Here is a 23,011-nt window from a genome sequence, read left to right on the forward strand (position 1 = left end):
CCCTGCGACGGCGACAGCCGAGCCGGGGGCGCGTTGCGGCCCCGCGGGAATAATGTAAGTGGCCGGCAACTTAGAGGGGTAGAAGGACGTTGTCCTCGGATCATCGCCCAGCAAGGAGCTCGACTCCGGCCGTCCTGGCACGGCACCCGGCGTCATTCGAAAGACGTACGACGGCGTGCCCAGGGATCATCCCTGGGGCCGGTTACCGGCCACCGGCCCCGGCCTAGGTTGGAAGAAAGCCTGCAGAAGCAGGCTTCCAGAACGCATTTCACTATCTGAAGGACGCAGTTATGATCGAGGCACAGGCACTCTCAAAGCGGTACGGCACCAAGACCGCCGTCGACGCCGTGTCGTTCACCGTGCAGCCGGGCAAGGTGACGGGATTCCTTGGCCCGAACGGTGCGGGCAAGTCAACCACCATGCGCATGATCGTGGGCCTCGACAACCCGAGCGGGGGCCGGGCCACCGTGAACGGGCTGCCCTACGTCAAGCACAAGGCGCCCCTGCGCGAGCTGGGAGCCCTGCTGGACGCCAAGGCGGTCCATCCCAAGCGCTCCGCCTACACCCACCTGCGCGCCCTGGCCGCGACCCACGCCATCCCGGACAGCCGGGTCCGGGAAGTCATCGAACTGGCAGGTCTCGGTCCCGTCGCCAAGAAGCGCGTGGGCGGATTCTCGCTCGGGATGGGTCAGCGCCTGGGGATCGCCTCTGCTCTCCTCGGCGATCCGCAGACCGTCATCCTCGATGAGCCGGTCAACGGGCTGGACCCCGAGGGCGTCCAGTGGGTGCGCCGCCTTGCGAAGTCTCTCGCCGCCGAGGGGCGCACCGTTTTCCTCTCCTCGCACCTCATGTCGGAGATGGCACTCACGGCCGATCACCTCATCGTGATCGGGCGCGGACGCATCATCGCCGACGCCCCGATCCAGTCGATCATCGACGGTCAGGGTGTAGCCCGGGTCCGGGTCCGCGCGGACCGGCCGCAGGACCTCCTCGGCAGCCTCGCTGCCGACGGCGTCTCCTCGCAGATCCTGGAGCCCGAACTGCTCGAAATCACCGGTGTGGAGCCCCGCCGTATCGCGGAAATCGCAGTACGCAACGGCGTCCTTATCTATGAACTGACTCCGATCCAGTTGTCCCTCGAGGACGCCTATATGCAGCTCACCTCTCAAGAAGTCGAATACCAGTCGCACAGCCTGCCCTCCAGCGGTCTCCTTGCGGCTTCAACCGAAGGACACCGAGCATGACCACGCCAGCCACCACCGCACCCACCACCGCACCCACCCCCGCCCTGCCGGATCCGCGCGCGCATCCCCGGCACGAATTCGAATCCGGCGTCTCCTTCGTCCGGGCACTGAAGTCCGAGTGGATCAAGATCACCAGCGTGCCCTCGACGGTCATCCTGATTCTCATCACCACCGTCGTCATGATCGGCCTGGCCGCCCTGCTCGCCTGGCAGACCACAGTGTCCCTGGGCATTGAGGGCGATCCGGAGATGACCGCGCAGATGCAGGGGCCGTCCGACGCCGCACCCGCCGGACTCGGCATCCCCGGGTCCGGCCTCGCCTTTGGGCAGCTGCTGATGGCCTCGCTTGCCGTGGTGCTTGTCGCATCAGAGTGGGGAACCGGAATAATCCGCTCGACTCTGGTCGTGCTTCCGCGCCGGAGCCTTGCCCTGCTGGCGAAGCAGTCAGTCATGGCCGGAATTTCCTTCATCGTCGGCGCGGGGTCGGCCCTTATCGGCTACTTCGTTGCGCAGCCCATCCTGAACAGCGCGGACCTGGGCTATGCCTTGAGTGAGGAAGGTGCGCTCCTGCACATCGTGAACACCGGGCTGGTGCTTGCCCTCGTCTCCATCTTCGCCATGTCCATCGGAACGCTGATCCGCAACACGGCCGGCGGGGTCGTCACCTCGATCGGCGTCCTGCTTGTCCTGCCGATCCTCTTCACCGTCTTCGGTATGGGAACTGAGTGGGTCGCCGAGCTCGGGCGGTTCCTGCCCAGCTCGGGCGGGGACCAGATGGTCGCGACAACCATCGCCGAGGGTGCCTTCACCCAGTGGCAGGGTGCGCTGATACTTGGCGGGTGGTCGCTCCTGCTCCTGGCGGCATCCCTGGTCGTCACCAAGAAGCGGGACGTCTGATCACCCCCTACACTCGCCCCATGGACCGAAAACCATGAGCGGCACCTCCTCGGTGGGGGAACCCATCGAAGGAACGGCGGCAGGTTCCCTCACCGAGCTCAACACCCGCAGGCGCGGTCCCCTCCGGAGGTACTTCCGCCGACACCCCCGGATCATGGACGCCGTCGTCGTCCTGGCCTACCTTGTGATCGCCCTCCCCGACGCCATCGTCCTGACGGCGTCCGCCGGCAACTGGCTGGGCCTGACGGGCGTCCTCCTGGCGGCCGGGGCGCTCGCGGTCCGCCGGGACCGTCCCCTGACCGTCCTCACCGTGGTGGCGCTGCTCGATCCCCCGGTGACCCTCCTCGCCGGGGGGACCGTCAGCATCAGCTCCGCCGTCCTGGCCGCCCTGTACACGGTGGCCGCGGCCTATCCGCTGGGGAAAACCCTCGCGGCAGCGGTCGGTGCGACCGTCACTGCGATAGGAGCAATCCTCCTCGGGCCCAGCGAGAGGTTCGAGGAAGCGCCCGCTGTCATCTTCCTGTCCAGCGGGTTCCTGATACTGTTCCTGGCCATTGCCGTCGGCATCGGGGCTGCGGTCCGCCGCGACCGCGAGCACGAGGAGGAGGTACGCCGGTGGGCCGCCCGCAACGCGGAACTGGCCTCGGCGGAGGAGCGGAACCGCATCGCAAGGGAAATGCACGACGTGATTGCGCACTCCCTGACGGTCATGGTGGCGCTCTCGGACGGTGCCGCCGTCGTCATGAAGCGCGACCCAGACCGTGCGCTGGCCGTCCTCGGTGAGCTCTCCAGCACGGGCCGTGCCGCAACCGCCGACATGCGCCGTGTCCTGGGCGTCCTCCGCCTTGAGGCACAGGCCGGTTCCCTTGAGCCGTTGCCTGCGTCGGGCTCGCTGGCTCAGCTGTTCGACGGCTTCCGTGCTGCGGGCCTGCCGCTGCGCGTGACGAGCAGTGGACCGGGGCTGCCTGATGATCCGGCGTTCCAGCTCACCGTGTACCGGATCATCCAGGAGTCACTGACCAATGTCCTGCGTTACGGCAAGAGCGTCACGGCGGTGGATGTCTCCATTGCAAGAGCCGGGGACCGGGTGGCTCTGCGGATCTCCGACGACGGCCGGGGCGCCATGGACCCTGTGGTATCCCTTGGCTCCAGCCGGGGCATCGCCGGCATGCGGGAGCGGGCGGCGATTTACGGGGGCACCGCCGAAAGCGGCGCGAGGCCCTCGGGCGGCTGGGTCGTGGAAGCACAGCTGATTGTTCCCGACGCCGGCGACGGGGCGGGACACCAAGAGAGGAAAGGGAACAATGACGACGAACCCCACGACGCCGGGCGAGCCCATTCGGGTCCTGCTCGCCGATGACCAGCCGCTGCTGCGGATGGGTTTCCGGCTGATCCTTGAGGGCGAGCCGGATCTCGAGGTGGTGGGGGAGGCCGGCACGGGGGAGGAGGCGGTCCGCCTTGCGGGCCGGCTGGTTCCCGACGTCATCCTGATGGATGTGCGGATGCCGCTGGGGGATGGGATCGAGGCCACCCGGCGGATCACCGCGTCCGGGGCGGCATCGCGCATCATCATCCTGACCACCTTCGACCTTGATGAGTATGCGTTCGCCGGGCTGCAGGCCGGAGCGTCGGCCTTCCTGCTCAAGGATGTGGCGCCGTCGGACCTGGTCTCGGCGGTGCGCGTGGTGGCCAGCGGTGACGCGGTCGTCGCGCCGCGGGTCACCCAGCGGCTGCTGGAAACCTATGTGAGGTCGCTGCAGCCGGCGCAGGCGGCTCCAGCGGTGCCGGATAAGCGGCTGGCCGACCTGACCCCGCGGGAACGGGAGGTCCTGGAGGCGGTGGCGGAGGGTTTGTCGAACGCGGAGCTGGCGAAACGGTTCTTCCTCTCGGAGGCGACGGTGAAGACCCACGTGCGGCGCATCCTGATGAAGCTCGGCCTGCGGGACCGGGTGCAGGCGGTGGTGTATGCGTACGAGAACGGCATCGTGGTGCCCGGCCCGGCACACTGAGCGGCTACCGCGGTTACTGCACTGAACTCCGCCGAGCCGCCCCGGTGGGGCGCCCGCTCAGTCTCCGGCGGGACGGGCCGCCAGCCCGGCGGCGTATCCGGCCGCATAGGCTTCCTCGGAGCCCTGCCTGAACATGTCCTCTGCCGCCGGCCGCACCAGACTCGCTGCGCCATGGGTGGAGTCCAGGTCGGCGTCGTCGACGACGAAGCGCGAAAGTCCGCGGACGACGGCGACGGGAACCCCTTCGGCCTTTCCCTTGACCAGGTCGGCCGCGGCGGCTATTTCGTCGCCGACCGCCGGAACCGATGCCTTGAGCAGGTGGCCTGCCCGGTCGCGGGTCCCGCGGAGATCCTCAAACACCTGCACCCCTGCCGCCCCGATCGCCGCGTCCGTCTGGCCCTGCCGCCAGGGCCGGCCGAGCGTATCGGCCATGATGACGCCGAGCCGCAGCCCGGTGGACTCCCTAAGGCTGCGGCACAGCCGCCGCGCGGAGGCATCCGGGTCGACGGGCAGCAGCAGGACGGTGCCCGGCGCTGTATTGCTCGTATCGACTCCCGCCGCCGCCGCGATGATCCCGTTGCGGTTTTCCACAATGCGCGTCACACCGCCGGGGTGGGTTCTGGTGGCGACGACCCTCACGGTTTCCCGGGTGATTGCCTCCTCCCGGTCCTCGGCCCGCACCAGGCGGCCCTCGGCTTTCGAGAAGATCTTCGACGACACCACCAGGATGTCACCGTTCCGCAGCGTCCCGGCCGACACCTGCCGGATCACCTCCGCCAGGTCCGCACCTTCGGTGATCTCCCCGATGCCTTGGAGCGCGAAGGCCCGCAGCTGATCCATGCTCACCACCTCAGGGCTGGAAGGACGCTGCGGGAGAACTCGTCGATCCACTCCCGCTGGTTGCGGCCGACATTGTGGAGGTAGATGGTGTCGAAGCCGAGGTCCACGAACCGCTGGATCTGCGCGCGGTGGACGTCGGGATCCGCCGAGATCACCATGCGCCCCTCGAAGTCCTCGGGCCGGACCAGTTTGGCCATCTGCTCGAGTTCGAAGGGCGAGCGGATGTCGCCCTTGGGGAACTTCATGCCGCCGTTGGGCCACTCTGTCATCGCGTTGGCCAGGGCGGCCTCGTCGGTGTCGGCCCAACTGAGGTGGAGCTGGAGAACCTTCTTCAGGGTGGCCGGGTCTTTGCCCGCCTCGGCCGCCCCCGCATGGAACCGCTCGAACAGCGACTCGATTTTCTCAAGCGGCGCCCCGACGGTGATCAGCCCGTCGGCGTGTTTGCCCGCCCGCTTCGCAGTCACGGGGCCGGCCGTCGCGACGTGGATCTCCGGCGGAACCTCGGGCATGGTCCACAGCCGGGTCGATTCCATCTTGTAGTACTGACCGTTATGGCGGACGTCCCTGCCGGCCAGGGACGCGGTGAACAGCTTCGTGATGATGTCGATCGCCTCGAACATGCGGTTGATGCGTTCGGGGACCTCCGGCCAGTACCCGCCCACGATGTGCTCGTTGAGGGCCTCGCCCGAGCCCAGCCCGAGCCAGTGCCTGCCCGGATACATGGCGGCAAGGGTGGCCGACGCCTGCGCCACCATCGCCGGGTGCCATCGGAACGTGGGCGTGGTGACGCCGGGCCCGAAGCCGCCGCGGGTGCGTTCACCCACGGCGGCCAGGACGTTCCACACGAACGAGGACTGCCCCTGGGCCGGCACCCAGGGCTGGAAATGGTCGGCCGCCATCACCCCGCTGAAGCCTCTTTCCTCGGCGTAGGCGGCCAGCGCGACCGCCTCGGTCGGGTGGAACTGTTCGAGCATGGCGGCGTACCCGATGTTCGACGAGGTGGTCATGGCGGTGTCACTTTCACGGTAGGGGGGAGGGGTGCCGGGAAGGCGCGCCTGCGTTAGCGGCGTGCCAGGGGGGCGAGCTCGCGCCACTCGGTGAGCGGGAGCCCGGGCTGCCCGTTCATCACGTGCAGGGCCACATGATCGGCGCCTGCTGCATGGTGTTCGGCGATGCGGTCCGCGATGCGGTCCACACTGCCCCAGGCGACCGTCGCATCGATCAGCCGGTCGCTTCCGCCCGGGACGAGGTCGGCGTCGGTGAAGCCGAGGCGGCGCAGGTTGGCCTGGTAGGCCGGGAACCCGATGAACATGCCCACACCGCGGCGGGCGATGGCGCGCGCACGTGCGGGGTCCTCCTCCAGTACGACGCCAAGGTGCGGCGCGATCAACGCCTCCGCGCCCAGGATGTCCCGGTAGCCTGCATTCGATTCGGCGGTGACCAGGAAGGGGTGGATGCCTGCGGTGCGCCGGCCGGCAAGGTCGACCATGCGCGGACCGAGGGCTCCCAGCAGGCGCTGGGATCGCGGAAGGGCCGGGGCCGCGCCGTCGAGCAGGTCGAGGTACTTGTTCATCTCCTTGATCGGAGTGGTGAAGTCCTTGCCGACGGCGGCGGCCGAGTGGGAGTTGCTTACCCCGAACCCGCTCATCAGCCGGGGCCCGAACTTGCCAGTCAGGCGTTCGTGCTCGGCCGGGGCGGCGTCGGCGTCAGCCCCCCAGATGCTCATGACGCCGAAGGCGACGGCCGCCTCGCTGCCGGCGTTGAGCATCCGCTCCGCCGCTTTCCACATCCCCGGGCCTCCCGCGCCGACGAGCCAGATGGCACCCCAACCCTGGGAGTGGAGTTCGGCTGCCACCTCGGTTGCCGCTGCTGGTTCAAGGCCGCTGAGCTCAATGCTCCACATGCCGACCCTGCCGAGTGCTACGGGGGCGTTCTGATCATTCATGGGGTCTCCATCGTCCGGACCGTGGCCGGGCGCGCTGCCTGCCAGGTGTTTCGTTCGTCTGCGTAAGGGCGGAGGGGGTGTCCTCCGGTGTGCCGCCGGCACACCCCACGGCCCGGGATTACCGATCCGCCGCGGGGTGTGCTGGTCGGCGGGGGCTCAGGCGGTCCAGCCGCCGTCGTTCGAGATGGTGGCTCCGGTGAGGTAGTTCGCTGCGTCGCTGGCGATCCACGCGACGAGGGCCCCGACGTCGGCGGGGGTGCCGAAACGCTTCAGGGCAGTCATGCCGGCCATGATGTGGGCGGATTCGCCGTCGGCGGGGTTGCCGTCGGTGTCGATAGGGCCGGGCTGCAGGAGGTTGGCGGTAATGCCGCGGGCCCCGAGGTCGCGGGCCAGGCCCTTGGTGAAGCCGACGAGGGCCGCCTTGCTCATGCCGTAGATCGCACCGCCGACGAAGGGGATGCTGATGGCGTTGATGCTGCCGATGGTGATGATCCGGCCGCCGTCGGGAAGGTGCTTGAGGGCTTCCTGGGTGGTGTAGACGGTGCCGCGGATATTGAGGTCGATGGAGGCCTCGATGTGCTCGTCGGGGGTTTCGGTGAAGGGCTCGAACCAGCCGCCGCCGGCGTTGTTGACGAGGATGTCCAGGGAGCCCAGCGCGTCCACGGCGTCCCGGACGCCCTGGCGGGCGGCGTCGGGGTCGGCGTTGTTGGCGCGCACGGCCACGGCCTTGCCGCCGCCGGCGGTGATCTCGGCGACGAGGGCCTCGGCGGCGTCGGCGGAGGACCAGTAGGTCAGGGCGACGGTGGCGCCCTGGGCGGCCAGGGAACGGGCGATGCCGGCTCCGATGCCGCGGGAGCCGCCGGTGACGAGGGCGGTCTTGCCGGAAAGGCTTGTGTTTTCAGACATTGGGGTTCCTCAGGGGGAGTGGCCGGGGCCATGATTTTGTATCGTACGGTACGTATAACGAGCCCCAGATGAGGATATTCCCATTTTTGGACAGTTTGTTCTAAAAAGTGGAAACCCGGTGGGCCCCGAGCCCATGGGCGCGGCCCTCTGTGTGGCGCGCCCGTGAGCCTGGTCATATTATGTTCCATCCGGTACGTATATGGCACTTTCGGTGCTATCGTCGGAACACCTCCATCGGCGCGTCTGCCGATCGGGTGGCCTCGATCTGGGTCACGGGTGGGCCAACTCCAGCGCTTCAACCGAAGCGTTCCCTGCGCCCCCTGGACGGACAATGTTTTCCACCCCCCGATACCTCGCGGCTGCCGGTGCCCTGATCCTCCTTGCCGCGGGCTGCGCCGGCCCTTCCCAGCCGGGCTCCTCCCCGGTGGATCCACCGGCCGGGACGGCCGCCGCAGATTATCCGGTGACCATCGACAACTGCGGCACCCCGGTGACCTTCGAGGCGGCGCCCCAGCGCGTCGTCACCATCAAGTCGACCGCCACCGAGATGCTGCTCAGCCTCGGCCTGGGAAGCAGGATTGTCGGCAGCGCCTTCGCCGACGGGCCGCTGCCCGACGCGTATGCCGACGCCCGGATTCCTGTGCTCTCCGACCAGCTTCCGGGGACCGAGGCCACGCTCGCCCTGGAACCGGACCTCGTCTATGGGGGTTGGGAGTCAAACTTCTCTGCCGAGGGAGCCGGGGACCGCGCGTCCCTTGAGGCACTCGACGTTCGGACGTACGTCTCGCCGGCCGCCTGCAAGGCGGAGGGCTACAAGCCCGATCCGCTGACCTTCGACTCCATCTTCAACGACATCACGGAGATGGGCCGCATCTTCGGCGTGGAGGCCCGGGCCGACCTGGTCGTCTCGCAGGAGGCGGACAAGCTGGCAGGAATCACTCCGGACGGGTCGGGCCTGTCCGCCCTGTGGTACAGCTCGGGGGAGAAAACCCCGTACGTGGGAGCAGGCACCGGCGCACCCCAGCTGCTGATGGAGACCGTGGGGCTGCGCAACGTCGCCGCAGGCATCGACGACAGCTGGAGCCCCATGTCCTGGGAGGCCGTGGCCGCGGCCGATCCGGATGTCATCGTCCTCGTTGACGCGGCCTGGAACACCGCTGAGCAGAAGATCGACCACCTTACCGCCAATCCGGCCACGGCCCAGCTCCGCGCCGTCCGGGAGTCCCGCTACCTCACGGTTCCCTTCGCGGGCGGTGAAGCGGGCGTGCGAAGCGTCGACACGGCACTGTCCCTCGAGGATCAGCTGCGTCAGCTCGACCCGCTCGCTCCGTGAGCCTGCAGCACCGTGCCCGCCCCGGCGACGGCGCGCCGCCCACCGGCCGGTATCCGGCGGCCGTGCGCCGGGTCGGGGCTCGCCCGGCCTCCCTGGTCCCGCTGGCACTCGGAGGCGTGCTCGCCGTCTCCGTGGTACTTGCGCTGACCATCGGGCCGGCCGACATCTCACCCCTCCAGGTGGCACGCTCGGCCGCCGAACGAGTCGCCGGCTTCGGCACCTCTCCGGCGGGTGGTGACGCGGGAGCCCTGTCGTCGGTGCAGGAAGCCATCCTCTGGCAGTTGAGGCTCCCGCGGTTGCTGACGGCCGCCTTCGTCGGGGCAGGGCTCGCCCTCAGCGGCACCGTGATGCAGGCCCTCACCCGGAACCCCCTTGCGGATCCCTACCTCCTGGGACTGAGTTCGGGCGCTTCCCTGGGCGCCGTCTCGGTCCTGCTGCTCGGCGCCGCCGTCGTGCTTCCCCTCGCGGCGTTCGCCGGGGCGATGGCCGCGCTGGTGCTCACCCTGTCCCTGGCCGCTGCGGCCGGGGCGATCAGCCCTTCCCGCACCGTCCTCGCCGGCCTCGCCGTCTCCTCGGCCGCCTCGGCCCTGACATCCTTCGTCATCTTCTACTCCGCCAAGGGAGACTCCTACCGGGAGGTCCTGAACTGGCTCCTTGGCTCATTGGCCGGCAGCACCTGGACCTCGGTGGCGATCACCGCTGCCGCGTTCCTGCTCGCCGGGATCCCGATCCTGCTCACGGGAGGACTGCTCGACGGATTCTCCTTCGGGGACAACGCCGCCGGCGCCCTCGGGCTCAATGTCCCGGCGCTGCGCTGGGTGCTTCTCGCCGGAACGGCGGTGCTGACCGGGGCGATGGTTTCGGTCAGCGGGTCCATCGGCTTCGTGGGGCTGATTCTTCCCCACGCGGTGCGACTGCTGACCGGTGCACGGCACCGGGTTCTGCTGCCGGCCGTGGCGCTGGCGGGCGCGGTGTTCCTGGTCTGGGCCGACACCCTCGCCCGCACGGTGTTCGAGCCGCGGGAGATCCCGGTGGGGATCGTTACCGCACTGATCGGTGCACCGGTTTTCGCCGTGCTGCTGTGGCGGCGGAAGGCACAGTCATGAGCGCGGCAGGGTCAATCGCCGCCGCCGGGGAGCTTCGGGCGCACGGGCTCAGCTACAGCGCCGGTCAGCGCCTGATCCTGTCGGGGATCGAATGCACCCTTCCCGGCTCCGCCGTCACGGGGCTGCTCGGGCCCAATGGGGCCGGCAAGTCATCTCTCCTCCGCCTGATGGCGGCGATCCTCAAACCGACGGCCGGGCAGGTCAGCCTCGCAGGGACGGATCTGCGGAGCCTGAAGCGGAAGGCGCGGGCGCAGCACCTTGCCTTCGTCGACCAGCAGGTCGACGCCGACGTCCCGCTGAGCGTGGCCGACGCCGTCCTGACCGGTCGCCTGCCCTACCGGCCTGCGTACGCCCCCGAAACCGCCCGGGATGAACTCATTGTGCAGCGCAGCCTGGCCCAGGTGGGCCTCGAGGGATTCGGCGCACGGCGGCTCGACAGCCTCTCCGGCGGAGAGCGCCAGCGGGTGCACATTGCCCGCGCGCTGGCCCAGGAGACCGGGGTGCTGCTGCTGGACGAACCGACCAACCACCTCGACCTCCGCGCCCAAGCCGGGGTGCTCCACCTGCTCCGGCAGCTCGCGCGCGGCGGGTCCACCGTCGTCGCGGCGCTGCACGACATCAACCTCACCGCAGCGGCCTGCGACCATGTCATCGTCCTGGCGGGGGGACGGGTGGTCGCCAGCGGGGAAACCGCCAGCACGCTCACCCCCGAACTGATCCGCTCCGTGTACGGAGTGCCCGCTGTGCGGCTCGACAACCCCCTGACGGGGCGTCCGGTGTTCGCCTTCGGCGGGTCGGAGCGGCCATGACCTGGAACCTGGTGATCCCGGTGAAAGGGCTCCACCTTGCCAAGTCCCGCCTGCGGCGGCAGCTCGACGGTGTCGAGGACCTCGCCCTGGCCTTCGCCCTCGACACCCTCGCGGCCGCCCAGGAGAGCCGCGCCGTCCGAAGGGTCATCCTGGTCAGCAATGACGCCCGGATGCGGGCCGCGGCGCCGCGCGGGGTGCTGATCGTCGATGACCCCGGCACGGGCCTGAACCCCGCGGTTGCGGCGGGCCTCCGCCGGGCCGGGCCCGGCCCGGTGGCGGTGGCGACCGCGGACCTTCCCGGCGTTCGGGCCGCCGACTTCGACCGGGTCCTCGCCGCCGCCGGACGGTCCGGGCGGGCGATGGTCACGGACCACTCCGGCAGGGGAACCACCCTGCTGGCCGGCCGGGCGCCGGACCTCGACCCGAAGTTCGGGCCGGGCTCCCGTCAGCGGCACGAAGGGAGCGGCCACACGGTACTTGACGTCCCCCCGTCCTCCCCGCTGCGCTGGGATGTCGACGAGCTCCCTGATCTCACCTTCCTGCTGCGGCACGGGGTAGGGTCCCAGACGGCGCGGGCCGTCGCCGCCCGGGGATTGCCGGCCGCCTAGGCCGTCCGCGTCCCGGCGGCGAGGTTCAGCGCCTCGGCCACGATCGCCGCCGATGACTCGTCGGAGGTCATCCACAGCGGGACCGCCCGTGCCGCCATCCCGGCCGCGCGCAGCGGCCCCAGTGCTTCCGAATCGGTGGGGTCTATGAGCCAGCCGTCGAGGAGCCCGCCGGCCGGGCGGGATCCATAGTGAAGGCCGACGGCGGCCGCAGACACCTCCACGCCGATCGTCCGCAGGCACAGCTCGGCCATGCCCCGCACCGCGGCGCCGCCGATGATCGGCGACACCCCGACGACCCGGGCCGTGGAGGTGCGCAGCGCCTGGCCCATGCCGGGCAGCGTGAGGATGGTCCCGATGGACACCACGGGGTTCGACGGGGCGAACAGCACGACGTCGGCCGAGGCGACCGCCTCGAGCGCGGCCGGGCCGGCAACCGCGGACTGGATGCCCTGCTGGACGAACCGGCGGGTTGGAATATTGCCCCGGTGGCGCACCCACCACTCCTCAAAGTGGATGAGCCGGGTCTCCCCCTCCTCGTCGGCCACCTCGACGTTCGTCTCCACCTCGTCGTCGGTGGCCGGCAGCAGCCGCACTCCAAGGTTCCACCGCGCCGCCAGGCGTTCGGTGGCTTCGGTGAGGGAAAGCCCTTCACGCAGCAGTGCGGTGCGGGCGATATGGGTCCCCAGGTCAAGGTCCCCGAGGGTGAACCAGGGCCAGCCCACCCCGTAGGCGGTCAGTTCAGCGCTGACCCGTTCCGACTCGCCGGCCCGGCCCCAGCCGCGCTCCGTGTCGTTCGCTCCGCCGAGGGAATACATCAGGGAGTCGAGGTCCGGGCAGACCCGCAGTCCCGTGAGCCAGAGGTCGTCCCCGGTGTTGGCGATGACGGTGATGTCCAGATCCATCGCCGCCGCAAGGGTCCGGGCACCACGGACGAAACGCGCTCCACCGACACCGCCGGCGAGGATCGTCAGTTGTGTCATTGCCTGCCCTCCGATCGCCGCGGCGCTCGCCTCGATGGACTTAATCGTAGGGGACACTCCGGCGCCGGAGGTCTGCTGCGCCGGACGATGCGGGCCGCTGCGGGCGCCGATGGAGGCCGGGAGAACTATTTCTGTTCCACGTGGAATAAAAAGCGGACGGGCCTAGTTCTGATCCATGTAGTCAAAAACTCTAGGGCTTGGGCCCGGATCGGAATCAGACACATGTCACAGGAATTTGCAGGCAAAGTAGTCCTCGTCACCGGCGGAAGCCGCGGCATCGGCGGGGCGACGGCGCGGGCTTTCGCGGCGGCCGGGGCGGACGTCGCCATCAGCTACGCCGGAAACACCGAATCGGCCGAGAAGACCGTCGCTGAGCTTCAGGCCCACGGTGTGCGCGCCGCAGCCTTCCAGGCCGACCAGGCCGACCAGGCCCAGGCCGTCGCGCTCATCGAGCGGGTCGTCGGACACTTTGGCAAGCTGGACATCCTCGTCAACAACGCCGGCATCACCGTGTGGGCCCCGGTGGCCAGCGAGTTCGAGGACTTCGACGCCATTGAACGCCAGCACCGGATCAACTACACCAACATCGTGGCGGCCATCCGCGCCGCCATCCCGCACCTGCCCGAGGGCGGCCGCATCATCAGCATCGGCTCGGGTGTCGGCACCCGCGTCGGCTCACCGGGACTGGCCGACTAGGCCGGAGCCAAGTCCGCGCTGGCCGGCTTCAGCAGGGGCGCCTCGCGTGACCTCGCACACAGGGGGATCAACATCAACGTCCTCCAGGCCGGTTACACCGACACCGAGATGAACCCGGAAAGCGGCGACATGGCTGAGGTGTTCAACTCCTACACGGCCCTGGGCCGCTTCGCGCGTCCCGAGGAGATTGCCGCGGGCGTACTCTTCCTTGCCAGCCCGGGGGCGTCCTACGTCACCGGCACCGTCCTGAACATCGATGGTGGCTACGGAGCGTAGTTCTCTGTAGAACGGGCCGTCACGCCACCGGCGTGGCGGCCCGTTCCGTTTGGGCCGGGACTATTTCGCCGCCCCGGGGTGCCTGCGGGGCCGAGCCGGGCCGGCGCGGCGGAGGGGAAATTTCCCTCGCATCAATTATGTTTCCCAAAGTATAGATAAGCTGCTCTCCGAAGGAGCAGGGTGATGGACGGCAGCGGATGGGAGTGGGCGTCATGGCGGTCCGAGGCAGGCCCCGGGAGTTCGATGTCAACCAGGCGCTGGAGCGCGCCGTCGACGTGTTCTGGCGCCAGGGGTATGAGGGGACCACCCTCGAGGACCTCACGACGGCAATGAACATCAGCAGGCCGAGCCTGTATGCCGCCTTTGGAAACAAGGAGGACACGTTCCGGCTGGCCGTCGGCCGGTACGCCCAGGTCGAGATGGCCTACGTTGACGAGGCGCTGGGGAAGCCGACCGCCCGTGAGGTCGCAGCGCACTACCTGCACAAGAACGTTGAGGCCATCACCCTGCCGGGGCGGCCGCCGGGGTGCCTGTCGATCCAGGGCGGGCTCTCGGGCCATCCCCAGGACCAGCGGATCGTGGACTTCCTGGCCTCGAGCCGCAGTGCGGGGGAGCAAAGATTCGTCGAGCGCTTCCAGGAGGCCATCGAGGCCGGTGACCTGTCCGCCTCCGAAGACCCGACCGAACTCGCGCGGTATCTGGCCTCCGTAACGGCGGGCCTCGCCGTACAGGCCGCAGGCGGCGCAGGCCGGGCCGAACTCATGAAGGTCGCTGAGCGGGCCCTGTCCGCCTTCCCCGGCTAGCTGCCGGGGCAAGGCGGCCGACTTTTTACGCCCGGGCCTTCCCGCCCACGTACGGGGCGCTGCCGGGCGGCCGGCGCGCGGCGTCGACGTCGGGATCGAGGATCAGGAGCCGGCCGGCTGCTGGGCGACGTATTCGCGGAAGCCCGCGACCTTGCCTCCCCGGATGGTCAGGATGACGCAGTGGCGTGCGTGGTAGGGGGCGCCGCCGATCTCGCCGCGGCTGATGTCCTCAAAAAACACCGTGTCCCCTGCGACGGTGGTCGCGGTGCGGGTGATCTCGGTGAGGCGGTGCTCGCCGCCGAAAAAGCGCAGTTGCTGCTCAAGGAACTGCCGTCCCTCGACGCCCGCGTAGCTTCCGGCTCCGGGCTCGGTGGGCCAGGCGACGGGCAGTTCGTCCTCGACGTAGGCGAAGAAGGCGTCCCAGTCGCCGTCGGTAAATCCGGCGCAGAGCCGCTCGTAAATGGTCTCGGCGATGGCAGTGATGTCGTTGCTCATGGGAAATCCTCTGGGGGAAGGTGGTTGGGGGAAGCCCCGGGGCCGGGATCCTGCACCGTTCACCGGCTGCGGGGGATCACGTCGACGGGGTCTGGCCCGGAGTGGCTGGCCAGCTGCTCCGGGACGCAGCATGAAGAAAGTTCTTGTCTTTATTGTCCATTAGTGAGGCGCGCAGGGGAAATTGTCGGCGTCAGCAGTGATCAATTGCACTCCCCCGGTGGTCTACCGCGGGTCGAACCACCGCGGAGCAGGAGGAACTCCCGGCCAGGGGAGTTCCTCCTGCTGATCCTGGCTGCTCTTTCCTCGCCTGCAGTTACGCCGTTCCCCCGCGGCGGGCCGCGATCATCGTGACGCCGAGGTCCCAGAGGCGTGCTGCGGCCTCCGGATCCAGGGCGTGGGGGTGCACCCCGTTTTGCGAGCTGGGATCGGTTGTCAGTTCTGCTTCATTGTTGTCTTCGAAGTAGAGTCCGCCGATTCCCTCGAGCAGGGGCGAAGCCGCCAGGAGGACCGACGTCGATGATCCCTGCTCCAGGGTCTTCCACGGGTAGGCGTCGAAGATCGCCCGGGTTTCGGGGTTGTCCTCCTGGTGGCGCTGCAGGCCGGTGCGGATGCCGCCGGGCATCAGGGAGTTGGCGGTGATGCCGTCCTTCGCCCACCGCCGGGTGGCCTCCACGGCCAGGAGCACGTTTGCCGTTTTGGATTGTCCGTAGGCGATCCATTCGTTGTACTCGCGGTTTTCGAAGTGGATGTCGTCGAAGACCACTGGCGACACCAGTTGGGCGCTGGAGCTCACCGAGACAATCCGCGCGTTGCCGGCGGCGGCCAGGGCGCCGTGCAGACCCAGGGTCAGGGCGAAGTGGCCCAGATAGTTGGTGGCGAACTGCAGCTCCCAGCCCTCCGGGGTCAGATGGCGCTCGGGGAGGGCCATGATGCCGGCGTTGTTGACCAGGATGTGCAGGGGGCCTTCCCATGCTGCGGTGAAGGCATCGATGGAGGCCTGATCGGTGAGCTCCAAGGAGGCCACCTGGACGCGGGGATTTCCGGTCTGTGCGGTGATCTCGGCCGCGGTGCGCCTGCCCGCCTCCAGGTTCCGCACGGCCAGGGTGACCTCGGCTCCTGCGGCAGCCAGGGCGCGGGAGGTTTCCACGCCGATGCCCGAGGCAGCCCCGGTGACCACGGCGCGCCTGCCGGTCAGATCCACCCCGGCGATGACGTCGTGTGTTGTGGATTCACGGGTGAAGGGGGTGGTGAAACGAACTGGGGACATGAGTATTCCTTACAACGGGCCGAACTCGACTAGAATTGAAGCGGAGGGTCCTCCGTATACTTTCAGACTAACCGGAGGGTACTCCGTTTTATTCCGGGTACCTCGGGAATCCTCCGATCCGGCACTGCTTGTTGCCATGACCGAAAGCTGAAACCGCAATGTCCGCCACTGTTAACCGTCCGCTCCGCGCCGACGCCCAGCGGAACCGCAGTCTGCTGCTGGCGGCCGCCGTGCGGTTGTTCTCCGAGAAGGGCCTCGAGGCAACCCTCGACGCGATCGCCCGGGAAGCCGGCGTCGGAATCGGCACCCTCTACCGGCACTTTCCGACCAGGGAATCCCTCATTGAAGCGGCCTACCGCAACGAACTGACAACCGTCAGCAGCGCCGTGCCGGAACTGCTTCAGCGCCTGGCGCCCCGGGCCGCCCTGCGCGCCTGGATGGACCTTTTCATGGATTACATGACGACGAAGATCGGCATGGCCGACGCCCTGCACGAGGTCATCGCCTCGGGCGGGACCCCCTATGCCGAGAGCCGGGACCTCCTGAACGCGGCAATCCAGGAACTGCTCGATGCCGCGGTGGAACAGGACGGTGCGCGCAGCGAGATTCCCGCCGATGACGTCCTGATCAGCCTGGCCGGCATTGCGCTGGCCGCCGGAGAGTCAACTCAGCGGGCCCAGGCGGGTCGGCTGATGGACCTGCTTGTGGAAGGCCTCTACGCCCGGAGGGGCTGACCCCCGCCGACGCCCGCGAAAACGGGCGGGTGTCACAAAACTGCGGCGGGCGCCACATCGTTGACTGCCACCGGCGTTCCTGCCAGCGTTTCACTTCCACGTGGTCTCACGATGCCAAGGAAGGATCATTCGAGATGACTACCATCGAGGGCGCTGGCGCCTTCACAGCCTCCGGCACCCTCACCCATACGCACACCACGCAGGTCGACGAGCATACGGTGTTCTACCGGGAGGCCGGAGACCCTTCGAAACCCACCATCCTGCTGCTTCACGGCTTTCCCACCTCCTCGCACATGTTCCGTCGGCTCATGAGGGACCTGGCGGGGGACTTCCATCTGGTGGCCCCAGACATGATCGGGTTCGGTTTCTCCGATGCGCCGCAGGTCCAGGGCTTTGAGTACTCCTTCAAGCACCTGACCGAAATCACCGTGAAGTTCATCGACCAGTTGAAGCTCGATAAATTCGCCGTGTACATCATGGATTACGGCGCGCCCATCGGGCTGAGCATCGCCAGCACGCAGCCGGAGCGGGTCAGTGCCCTGCTGGTGCAGTCGGGCAACGCCTACCTTGAGGGATTCACCCCCTTCTGGGACATCCTGTTCGCCCATGCCAAGGACCGGCCCGCCAACGAGGCCGGTGTGCGGAAGTACTTCCTGCCCGAGCGGACCAAGTGGCAGTACACCTTCGGGGTCCCGGAGGACCGGCTGAACCGGCTGTCCCCGGAGACCTGGACCCTGGATCAGACCCTGATGGAGCGCCCGGGCAATACCGAAATTCAGCTGCAGCTGTTCTGGGACTACCAGTTCAACCTTGATCTCTATCCGGGCTTTCAGGAGTACTTCCGAACCCATCTCCCTCCGACGCTGATCACCTGGGGCAAGAATGACCCCATCTTCGGCGCCGAGGGGGCGAAGGCGTATCTGCGGGATCTTCCCGACGCGGAGCTGCACCTGCTCGATGGAGGCCATTTCGCCCTGGAGACCCACGGGGACGAGATTGCCGACCTCATCCGCGACTTCCTCACCCGGAAAGCGGGGTAGGAATTCGGTCGGGAGGCTGCTGCAGATTTATCCAATGGTAGACACTGTCACGGATTCGCTTGACACTGTCTTATTACTCCACCATCCCGGGTAAACTTGGCCGATGACTACTCAGCGGCCGTTCACCAGGGAAACTCTGACCGGCGACTTCGCCCAGGGCCAGTTCCCCGAGGTGCGGTTCGCCATGCTTGAGTTCGTGGGCCAATTCCTTCTCGACTTCGAACGCGCTGCCGAGCGGGCCGGACTGACCCTTGCTCAGGCGCGGGTCCTCGGCTTCGCCGCCCTCAAGCCCTCTTCCATGCGGGAAATAGCCGAGCAGTTTGGGTGCGACCCCTCCAACATCACGGCCAAGGCCGACAAGCTCCTCGAACTGGGGCTGGTGCGGCGTTTTGCCGATCCCCGCGATGCCCGTATCAAACTGATCGGTGCCACTGACGCAGGCTTCGAGATGTCCAAGAACCTGTGTGAGAGCCGGGAGTGGATCGCCGAGGTGCTCGCTTCCCTCACCGACGACGAACTGACGACGGTCCGCACGGCACTCCAGCTGCTGACGCGGCCCACGAAGGCCATGCAGCAGTCGGCCGCGGGGAGCCAGCCCATCCCGGTGTAGGGCGACCAGTAGAACGTCGCGACGGGACACTCTCACATATATGCATGAGAGTCTCAGATAAATAGATGATAGTCTCAGGTTGATCGCTCGCGCTGGACAGACCCTTTGTCCGGCCGGTCCCTTGAGAGGAAATTGAGTGAGCCCCGAACGAGCAGTGCAGGAAGTATTGGCCCGGTACACCCGAGCCACCGACAGGCGGGACGGGGTCGGCCAGGGTGCCCTGTTCACCGATGACGCCGTCATCGAAATCTTCGAGAAAACCTTCGCGGGTGATTATCAGCGGGTCGGTGAGCCCATGATCGGCGGCGCCGCCGTGGCCTACGCTGTTGACAACTTCATGGCCCCGCATCCCCCCGGGGGATCAAGCCACCACCTCCCGGTCGACTCGATTATCGAGGTCGATGGTGACACCGCGCATTTCAATGCGCAGTTCGTGGTGTTCAAGGTCCAGGGCAGTGTCCGTCCCGACGGCGGCTGGCCCGAGGGAACTCTGGGCGCCCAGGGGACCATAACCCCGATCGAGGCCGGCTACTACGACACCGACCTGCGCTGGATCGACAACGAGTGGAAGATCGTCCACCACAAGGTCCTTCTGGACCTGCCGATGGCCCTGCCCGGCGCCTGAACCTCACCACCGATCCGGCCCCTGGGTCCCTGAGGTTCCAGGGGTGTAAAGAAGGAAACCTATGAAGAAAGTCGTCTACCACGCCTTCGGCGGGCCGGAACAACTGGTCGTTGAAGAGGCACCCCTGCCCAGGATGGCGCAGGACTCGGTGCTCGTGCGGGTCCGCGGAGCGGCTGTCAACCCCGCGGACATCGCCATCCAGCACGGTGTGATGAAGGACCATATGGACACCTTTTTCCCGGTCACCCCGGGCTGGGACGTTGCGGGAACCGTCGAGGCAACTGGTGCGGGAGTGTCCGAATTCGTTCCCGGCGACGAAGTGCTCGGGTACACGCGCCAGGCCGTGTTGCACCAGGGGACCTATGCCGAGATGGTCGCCACCCCGGTGGGAACACTCGTGCACAAACCCCGAAGCATGACCTGGGCCGAGGCCGCAGCCCTGCCGCTGGGAGGACTTACGGCCTACCAGGCGGTCGTCCACACCCTGCGCGTGCGCAAAGGCGAAAGTGTGCTGATCCATGGAGCCAGCGGCGGCGTCGGTTCCCTCGCCAGCCAGATTGCCATCGCCCGGGGTGCCCGGGTCATTGGAACCGCATCGGCCAGCAACCATGCCTACCTCACATTCCTCGGCGTGGATCCGGTCGCCTACGGCGAGCACGCCGCCGGGCGGATCAGGGAACTGGCACCGGGCGGCGTCGACGCAATCTTTGATGCCGCCGGTCATGGCTCCCTCCAGATGACGAGCGCGGTGGCCGCTCCGCAGGTTCGCGTGGCAACCATCGTCGACAGCGCACCCCATGCCACCACCGTCTACGCTCGCCTCGACGTGGGTGACCTTGAGGCGCTTACCGCCCTCGTTGTGGGCGGCAGGCTGAAGCCCCGGGTGGGGGCAACCTTCCCTTTGGGGCAGGCCGCTGCCGCTCAGAGCCTGGTCGCGGCCGGGTCGGCGCGGGGCCGGGTGGTGCTCCTGCCATCACTGGCGGCGCCTGGGGAGTAAGGGCCGCCACCATCTCGCCGGGGGAGAAATAGACGAGCCGGAATGACGGTTGAATCAGTACCGGCTCCCGACGACACAGCGTCAAGTGGCAGGGCCCTGCGGGCATTGACCGCAGTCCGGCGCAGCACAGCTACCCCGGACCACCCGATCAAGGCTCCGGTTCCGCAGGGAGGGGCCCCTCCTGTCCGGGCCGCCGACCATTCCTCCCAAAGGACCGCAATGAGCAAGCACTACGCAGACATCGCCTTCACCTCCTCGGTGCGGAAGGTGCAGGAACACCACGGAACCGCCGGCTACTTCCCGGCCCCGGACGCCGGCGCTCTCGCGGACTCCGCTGCCGACCCGCTGGGGCTGCGCGAGCAGACCTACCTCGAGGAGCGGGACGGGATGTACCTCGCCAGCATGGGGGAGACCGGGTGGCCCTACGTGCAGTTCCGCGGCGGCCCGCCGGGCTTCCTCAAAGTCCTGGACAAGCACACCATCGGCTGGGCGGATTTCCAGGGCAACCTGCAATACGTGAGCACCGGAAATATCCGCGCAGCGGAGAGGGTCGCGATCATCGCCGTCGACTATGCAAGCCAAACCCGCCTCAAGCTCTTTGGCCGCGCCCGCATCGTCACACCCGAAGACGGTCCGGACATCCTCAAGGCCCTGACAGTGGAGGGCTACCGGGGGGCCGTCGAGCGCGCCGTCATCGTTGAGGTTGAGGCCTATGACTGGAACTGCCCCCGGCACATCACCCCCAGATATACGCTGGCCGAACTCGAGGAAATCATCGACCCGGTCCGCCAGCGCATCGGCAGGCTCGAAGCCGAAAACGCCGCACTAAGGGCGAGACTCGCCAAGGTCTGGGATCCACCGGCCAGGGGGCCGGTACCGGGTCTACAGTAAAAATCGCTCGTTCATCGCGGGCCGTCACATTCGGGCCATTTGACGCATACCGTTCGGCCGCTGGCGCGTCTGCGCAACTATTGCTCTACCGGGCGCCGGTACCTGATGCGGAGCCCGGATCCCCCACAGCAGAGTCGGAAGGCGTAGCGATGAGCTTTGTAACCACCAAAGACGGCACCGAAATCTTCTTAAAGGACTGGGGGACCGGCAGGCCCGTAGTAATGGCCCACGGCTGGCCCCTGAACTCCGACAGCTGGGAATCCCAGCAGCTCTTCCTGGCCAGCAACGGCTACCGTGCCATCGCGCACGACCGGCGTGGGCATGGGAAGTCCACCCAGACATGGGACGGCAATGAGATGGACACCTACGCCGACGACCTCGCCGCAGTCATGGATGCCCTCGACCTGACAAACGTTACTCTCATGGGTTTCTCCACCGGAGGCGGGGAGATCACCCGCTATATCGGCCGGCACGGCACCTCCCGGCTGGCCCAGGCGGTCCTGATTTCGGCCGTCCCGCCCCTCATGCTGAGGACCGATGACAATCCCGGCGGCGTGCCAATTGATGTCTTCGACGGGCTGCGGGAGAGTTCCCTGGCGGACCGGGCCCAGCTGTACCGGGACCTCGCCTCGGGGCCGTTCTTTGGCAACAACAAGAACCCCGGGGCGGCCAGCGAGGGGGTGCAGATGTCCTTCGTCACCCAGAGCCTGGCCTCGGGGCACCGCAACGCCTTTGAGAGCATCGCCGCGTTCTCTGCGACCGATTTCCGGGAGGACCTGAAGAAATTCGACGTGCCGACCCTGGTCATCCACGGCACCGAGGACCAGATTGTGCCCTTCGACGTCGGAGGCAATCTCTCTCACACCCTGATCAAAGGGGCCGAGTTCAAGGCATACGAGGGCGCACCGCACGGCCTGGCGGACACCCACAAGGAGCGCCTGAACAACGACCTGCTCGAATTCCTCAAGACAGTCGGCTGACGGGCGCAGCCGTGGCCGGGCATTCGGCTGCGGCTACGTCCACGGAGACCCGGGCGGGTATCACGGGGTGGCACCCGCCCTGGTCTCCGCTGCTGGTTTCTCCGGGAGCTCAGGGGTCGAACCGGCCCCGCGCCCCGGAACTTGCGGCCGTTGGGACCCTCCTCCAGCACAGTTGCCGCGGTGCGGTTACCAGCTTTGTGGGAGGGGGCGGCCTTCTTCGTAGCCGGCGGCGGACTGGATGCCGACCAGGGCGCGGTCGGAGAATTCGGCCAGGGTGCGGGCTCCGGCGTAGGTCATGGAGCTGCGCACTCCGGCGGTGATCATGTCCAGCAGGTCCTCCACACCGGGACGGGCGGGGTCCAGGTACATTTTGGAGGTGGAGATGCCTTCTTCGAAGAGTCCCTTCCGGGCCCGGGCGAAGACGTCCTCGGCCTGGGTGCGGTGCTGCACCGCCCTCGCGGAGGCCATGCCGAAGCTTTCCTTGTAGCGGCGGCCGTCGCTGTCGGTGTGCAGGTCCCCGGGGCTCTCGTAGGTCCCGGCGAACCAGGACCCGATCATGACCTGGCTGGCCCCGGCGGCCAGGGCCAGGGCCACATCCCGGGGGTAGCGGACCCCGCCGTCGGCCCACACGTGCGCGCCGAGCTCCCGGGCCGCCATGGCGGCCTCGTGCACGGCGGAGAACTGGGGCCGGCCCACGGCGGTCATCATCCGGGTGGTGCACATCGCCCCGGGCCCGACCCCGACCTTCACAATGTCCGCCCCGGCCGCGACCAGGTCCCGGACCCCGTCGGCGCTGACCACGTTCCCGGCCACGACGGGCACCTGCGGGTCCAGGGAGCGCACGATCTTGAGGGCATCGAGCATCTTGCGCTGGTGCCCGTGGGCGGTGTCCACCACCAGGGTGTCCACCCCGGCCGCGAG

24 protein-coding genes and 1 pseudogene are annotated in these 23,011 nt (G+C 68.1%); 17 read left to right on the forward strand and 8 right to left on the reverse strand.

What is annotated here, in order from left to right; translation table 11 throughout:
• Window positions 1–290: 290 nt before the first annotated feature.
• The 4 genes from GVV77_RS07285 to GVV77_RS07300 are packed head-to-tail and all read left to right on the forward strand — an operon-like array spanning window position 291 to window position 4,149.
• Window positions 291–1,244, forward strand: a complete 954-nt coding sequence (locus GVV77_RS07285) for an ATP-binding cassette domain-containing protein (RefSeq protein WP_159617473.1) — start codon at window positions 291–293, stop codon at window positions 1,242–1,244.
• Complete coding sequence (locus tag GVV77_RS07290; protein ID WP_159617474.1) at window positions 1,241–2,140, forward strand: ABC transporter permease; 900 nt, start codon at window positions 1,241–1,243, stop codon at window positions 2,138–2,140. Before GVV77_RS07285 ends, GVV77_RS07290 begins: the two co-directional genes overlap by 4 nt.
• Window positions 2,141–2,174: 34 nt before the next feature.
• Window positions 2,175–3,500, forward strand: a complete 1,326-nt coding sequence (locus GVV77_RS07295; protein ID WP_246199684.1) for a sensor histidine kinase — start codon at window positions 2,175–2,177, stop codon at window positions 3,498–3,500.
• The gene (locus GVV77_RS07300) at window positions 3,445–4,149 is read left to right on the forward strand and encodes a response regulator (protein ID WP_159617475.1); all 705 of its coding nucleotides are present in this window, start codon (window positions 3,445–3,447) and stop codon (window positions 4,147–4,149) included. The genes GVV77_RS07295 and GVV77_RS07300 overlap by 56 nt, the downstream gene beginning before the upstream one ends.
• 57 nt (window positions 4,150–4,206) lie before the next feature.
• Here the strand turns inward: GVV77_RS07300 and cofE are convergent, their stop codons facing one another.
• From cofE to GVV77_RS07320, 4 genes are all read right to left on the reverse strand, one after another.
• A complete protein-coding gene (gene cofE, locus GVV77_RS07305) occupies window positions 4,207–4,989 on the reverse strand; it encodes a coenzyme F420-0:L-glutamate ligase (RefSeq protein ID WP_159617476.1) in 783 nt (260 codons plus the stop codon).
• A gap of 2 nt (window positions 4,990–4,991) precedes the next feature.
• A complete protein-coding gene (locus tag GVV77_RS07310) occupies window positions 4,992–5,996 on the reverse strand; it encodes a TIGR03557 family F420-dependent LLM class oxidoreductase (RefSeq protein ID WP_159617477.1) in 1,005 nt (334 codons plus the stop codon).
• Between the two features lie 53 nt (window positions 5,997–6,049).
• Window positions 6,050–6,934: a TIGR03620 family F420-dependent LLM class oxidoreductase gene (locus GVV77_RS07315; RefSeq protein WP_159617478.1), complete on the reverse strand. Its 885-nt coding sequence runs from the start codon at window positions 6,932–6,934 to the stop codon at window positions 6,050–6,052.
• A gap of 156 nt (window positions 6,935–7,090) precedes the next feature.
• Window positions 7,091–7,840 (reverse strand): SDR family NAD(P)-dependent oxidoreductase, encoded by a 750-nt coding sequence (locus tag GVV77_RS07320; RefSeq protein WP_159617479.1) that lies wholly within the window; start codon window positions 7,838–7,840, stop codon window positions 7,091–7,093.
• Between the two features lie 331 nt (window positions 7,841–8,171).
• Here GVV77_RS07320 and GVV77_RS07325 point away from each other — a divergent pair, with 331 nt between their 5' ends.
• From GVV77_RS07325 to cofC, 4 genes are read left to right on the forward strand one after another with little or no spacing between them, the layout of a single operon-like run.
• Window positions 8,172–9,173 carry a putative F420-0 ABC transporter substrate-binding protein gene (locus tag GVV77_RS07325; RefSeq protein ID WP_159617480.1) on the forward strand — a complete coding sequence of 334 codons (1,002 nt, stop codon included), beginning with the start codon at window positions 8,172–8,174 and terminating at the stop codon, window positions 9,171–9,173.
• On the forward strand, window positions 9,170–10,279 hold the full coding sequence (locus tag GVV77_RS07330) for a putative F420-0 ABC transporter permease subunit (RefSeq protein WP_425483346.1): 1,110 nt from the start codon (window positions 9,170–9,172) through the stop codon (window positions 10,277–10,279). The genes GVV77_RS07325 and GVV77_RS07330 overlap by 4 nt, the downstream gene beginning before the upstream one ends.
• Window positions 10,276–11,088: an ABC transporter ATP-binding protein gene (locus tag GVV77_RS07335; RefSeq protein ID WP_159617481.1), complete on the forward strand. Its 813-nt coding sequence runs from the start codon at window positions 10,276–10,278 to the stop codon at window positions 11,086–11,088. Before GVV77_RS07330 ends, GVV77_RS07335 begins: the two co-directional genes overlap by 4 nt.
• A complete protein-coding gene (cofC, locus tag GVV77_RS07340) occupies window positions 11,085–11,696 on the forward strand; it encodes a 2-phospho-L-lactate guanylyltransferase (RefSeq protein ID WP_159617482.1) in 612 nt (203 codons plus the stop codon). Before GVV77_RS07335 ends, cofC begins: the two co-directional genes overlap by 4 nt.
• Here cofC and cofD read toward each other — a convergent pair.
• Window positions 11,693–12,676 carry a 2-phospho-L-lactate transferase gene (gene cofD, locus GVV77_RS07345; protein WP_159617483.1) on the reverse strand — a complete coding sequence of 328 codons (984 nt, stop codon included), beginning with the start codon at window positions 12,674–12,676 and terminating at the stop codon, window positions 11,693–11,695. The two genes, cofC and cofD, sit on opposite strands and share 4 nt — an antisense overlap.
• 222 nt (window positions 12,677–12,898) lie before the next feature.
• Here cofD and GVV77_RS18300 point away from each other — a divergent pair.
• A pseudogene (locus GVV77_RS18300) lies at window positions 12,899–13,648 on the forward strand (SDR family oxidoreductase).
• Between the two features lie 197 nt (window positions 13,649–13,845).
• Entirely contained in the window at window positions 13,846–14,451 is a 606-nt protein-coding gene (locus GVV77_RS07355) for a TetR/AcrR family transcriptional regulator (RefSeq protein ID WP_201293185.1), read from the forward strand.
• Between the two features lie 102 nt (window positions 14,452–14,553).
• On the opposite strand, the gene GVV77_RS07360 is transcribed toward GVV77_RS07355, so the two are convergent.
• Both GVV77_RS07360 and GVV77_RS07365 read right to left on the reverse strand, forming a co-directional pair.
• A complete protein-coding gene (locus GVV77_RS07360) occupies window positions 14,554–14,946 on the reverse strand; it encodes a nuclear transport factor 2 family protein (RefSeq protein ID WP_159617484.1) in 393 nt (130 codons plus the stop codon).
• Between the two features lie 313 nt (window positions 14,947–15,259).
• Entirely contained in the window at window positions 15,260–16,213 is a 954-nt protein-coding gene (locus tag GVV77_RS07365; protein ID WP_159617485.1) for an SDR family NAD(P)-dependent oxidoreductase, read from the reverse strand.
• A 158-nt stretch (window positions 16,214–16,371) separates the two neighbouring features.
• Between GVV77_RS07365 and GVV77_RS07370 the strand changes: the two genes are divergently transcribed.
• The 7 genes from GVV77_RS07370 to GVV77_RS07400 all read left to right on the forward strand — a co-directional run bounded on the left by GVV77_RS07370 (window position 16,372) and on the right by GVV77_RS07400 (window position 22,090).
• Window positions 16,372–16,947: a TetR/AcrR family transcriptional regulator gene (locus GVV77_RS07370; RefSeq protein ID WP_159617486.1), complete on the forward strand. Its 576-nt coding sequence runs from the start codon at window positions 16,372–16,374 to the stop codon at window positions 16,945–16,947.
• A 134-nt stretch (window positions 16,948–17,081) separates the two neighbouring features.
• On the forward strand, window positions 17,082–17,987 hold the full coding sequence (locus tag GVV77_RS07375; RefSeq protein WP_159617487.1) for an alpha/beta fold hydrolase: 906 nt from the start codon (window positions 17,082–17,084) through the stop codon (window positions 17,985–17,987).
• 103 nt (window positions 17,988–18,090) lie between these two features.
• Window positions 18,091–18,597 (forward strand): MarR family winged helix-turn-helix transcriptional regulator, encoded by a 507-nt coding sequence (locus tag GVV77_RS07380; protein ID WP_159617488.1) that lies wholly within the window; start codon window positions 18,091–18,093, stop codon window positions 18,595–18,597.
• A gap of 136 nt (window positions 18,598–18,733) precedes the next feature.
• The gene (locus GVV77_RS07385; RefSeq protein ID WP_159617489.1) at window positions 18,734–19,222 is read left to right on the forward strand and encodes a nuclear transport factor 2 family protein; all 489 of its coding nucleotides are present in this window, start codon (window positions 18,734–18,736) and stop codon (window positions 19,220–19,222) included.
• Window positions 19,223–19,283: 61 nt separating this feature from the next.
• Window positions 19,284–20,219: an NADP-dependent oxidoreductase gene (locus GVV77_RS07390; protein ID WP_159617490.1), complete on the forward strand. Its 936-nt coding sequence runs from the start codon at window positions 19,284–19,286 to the stop codon at window positions 20,217–20,219.
• A 219-nt stretch (window positions 20,220–20,438) separates the two neighbouring features.
• Window positions 20,439–21,110: a pyridoxamine 5'-phosphate oxidase family protein gene (locus GVV77_RS07395; RefSeq protein WP_159617491.1), complete on the forward strand. Its 672-nt coding sequence runs from the start codon at window positions 20,439–20,441 to the stop codon at window positions 21,108–21,110.
• A gap of 149 nt (window positions 21,111–21,259) precedes the next feature.
• Entirely contained in the window at window positions 21,260–22,090 is an 831-nt protein-coding gene (locus tag GVV77_RS07400) for an alpha/beta fold hydrolase (RefSeq protein ID WP_159617492.1), read from the forward strand.
• A 186-nt stretch (window positions 22,091–22,276) separates the two neighbouring features.
• Here GVV77_RS07400 and GVV77_RS07405 read toward each other — a convergent pair.
• A partial coding sequence (locus GVV77_RS07405; RefSeq protein ID WP_201293186.1) for an IMP dehydrogenase occupies window positions 22,277–23,011 on the reverse strand: 735 nt, incomplete at its 5' end.

Origin of the sequence: Arthrobacter zhaoguopingii (assembly GCF_009828605.1) — a bacterium.
In the GTDB taxonomy this organism is placed as follows: Bacteria; Actinomycetota; Actinomycetes; order Actinomycetales; family Micrococcaceae; genus Arthrobacter_D; species Arthrobacter_D zhaoguopingii.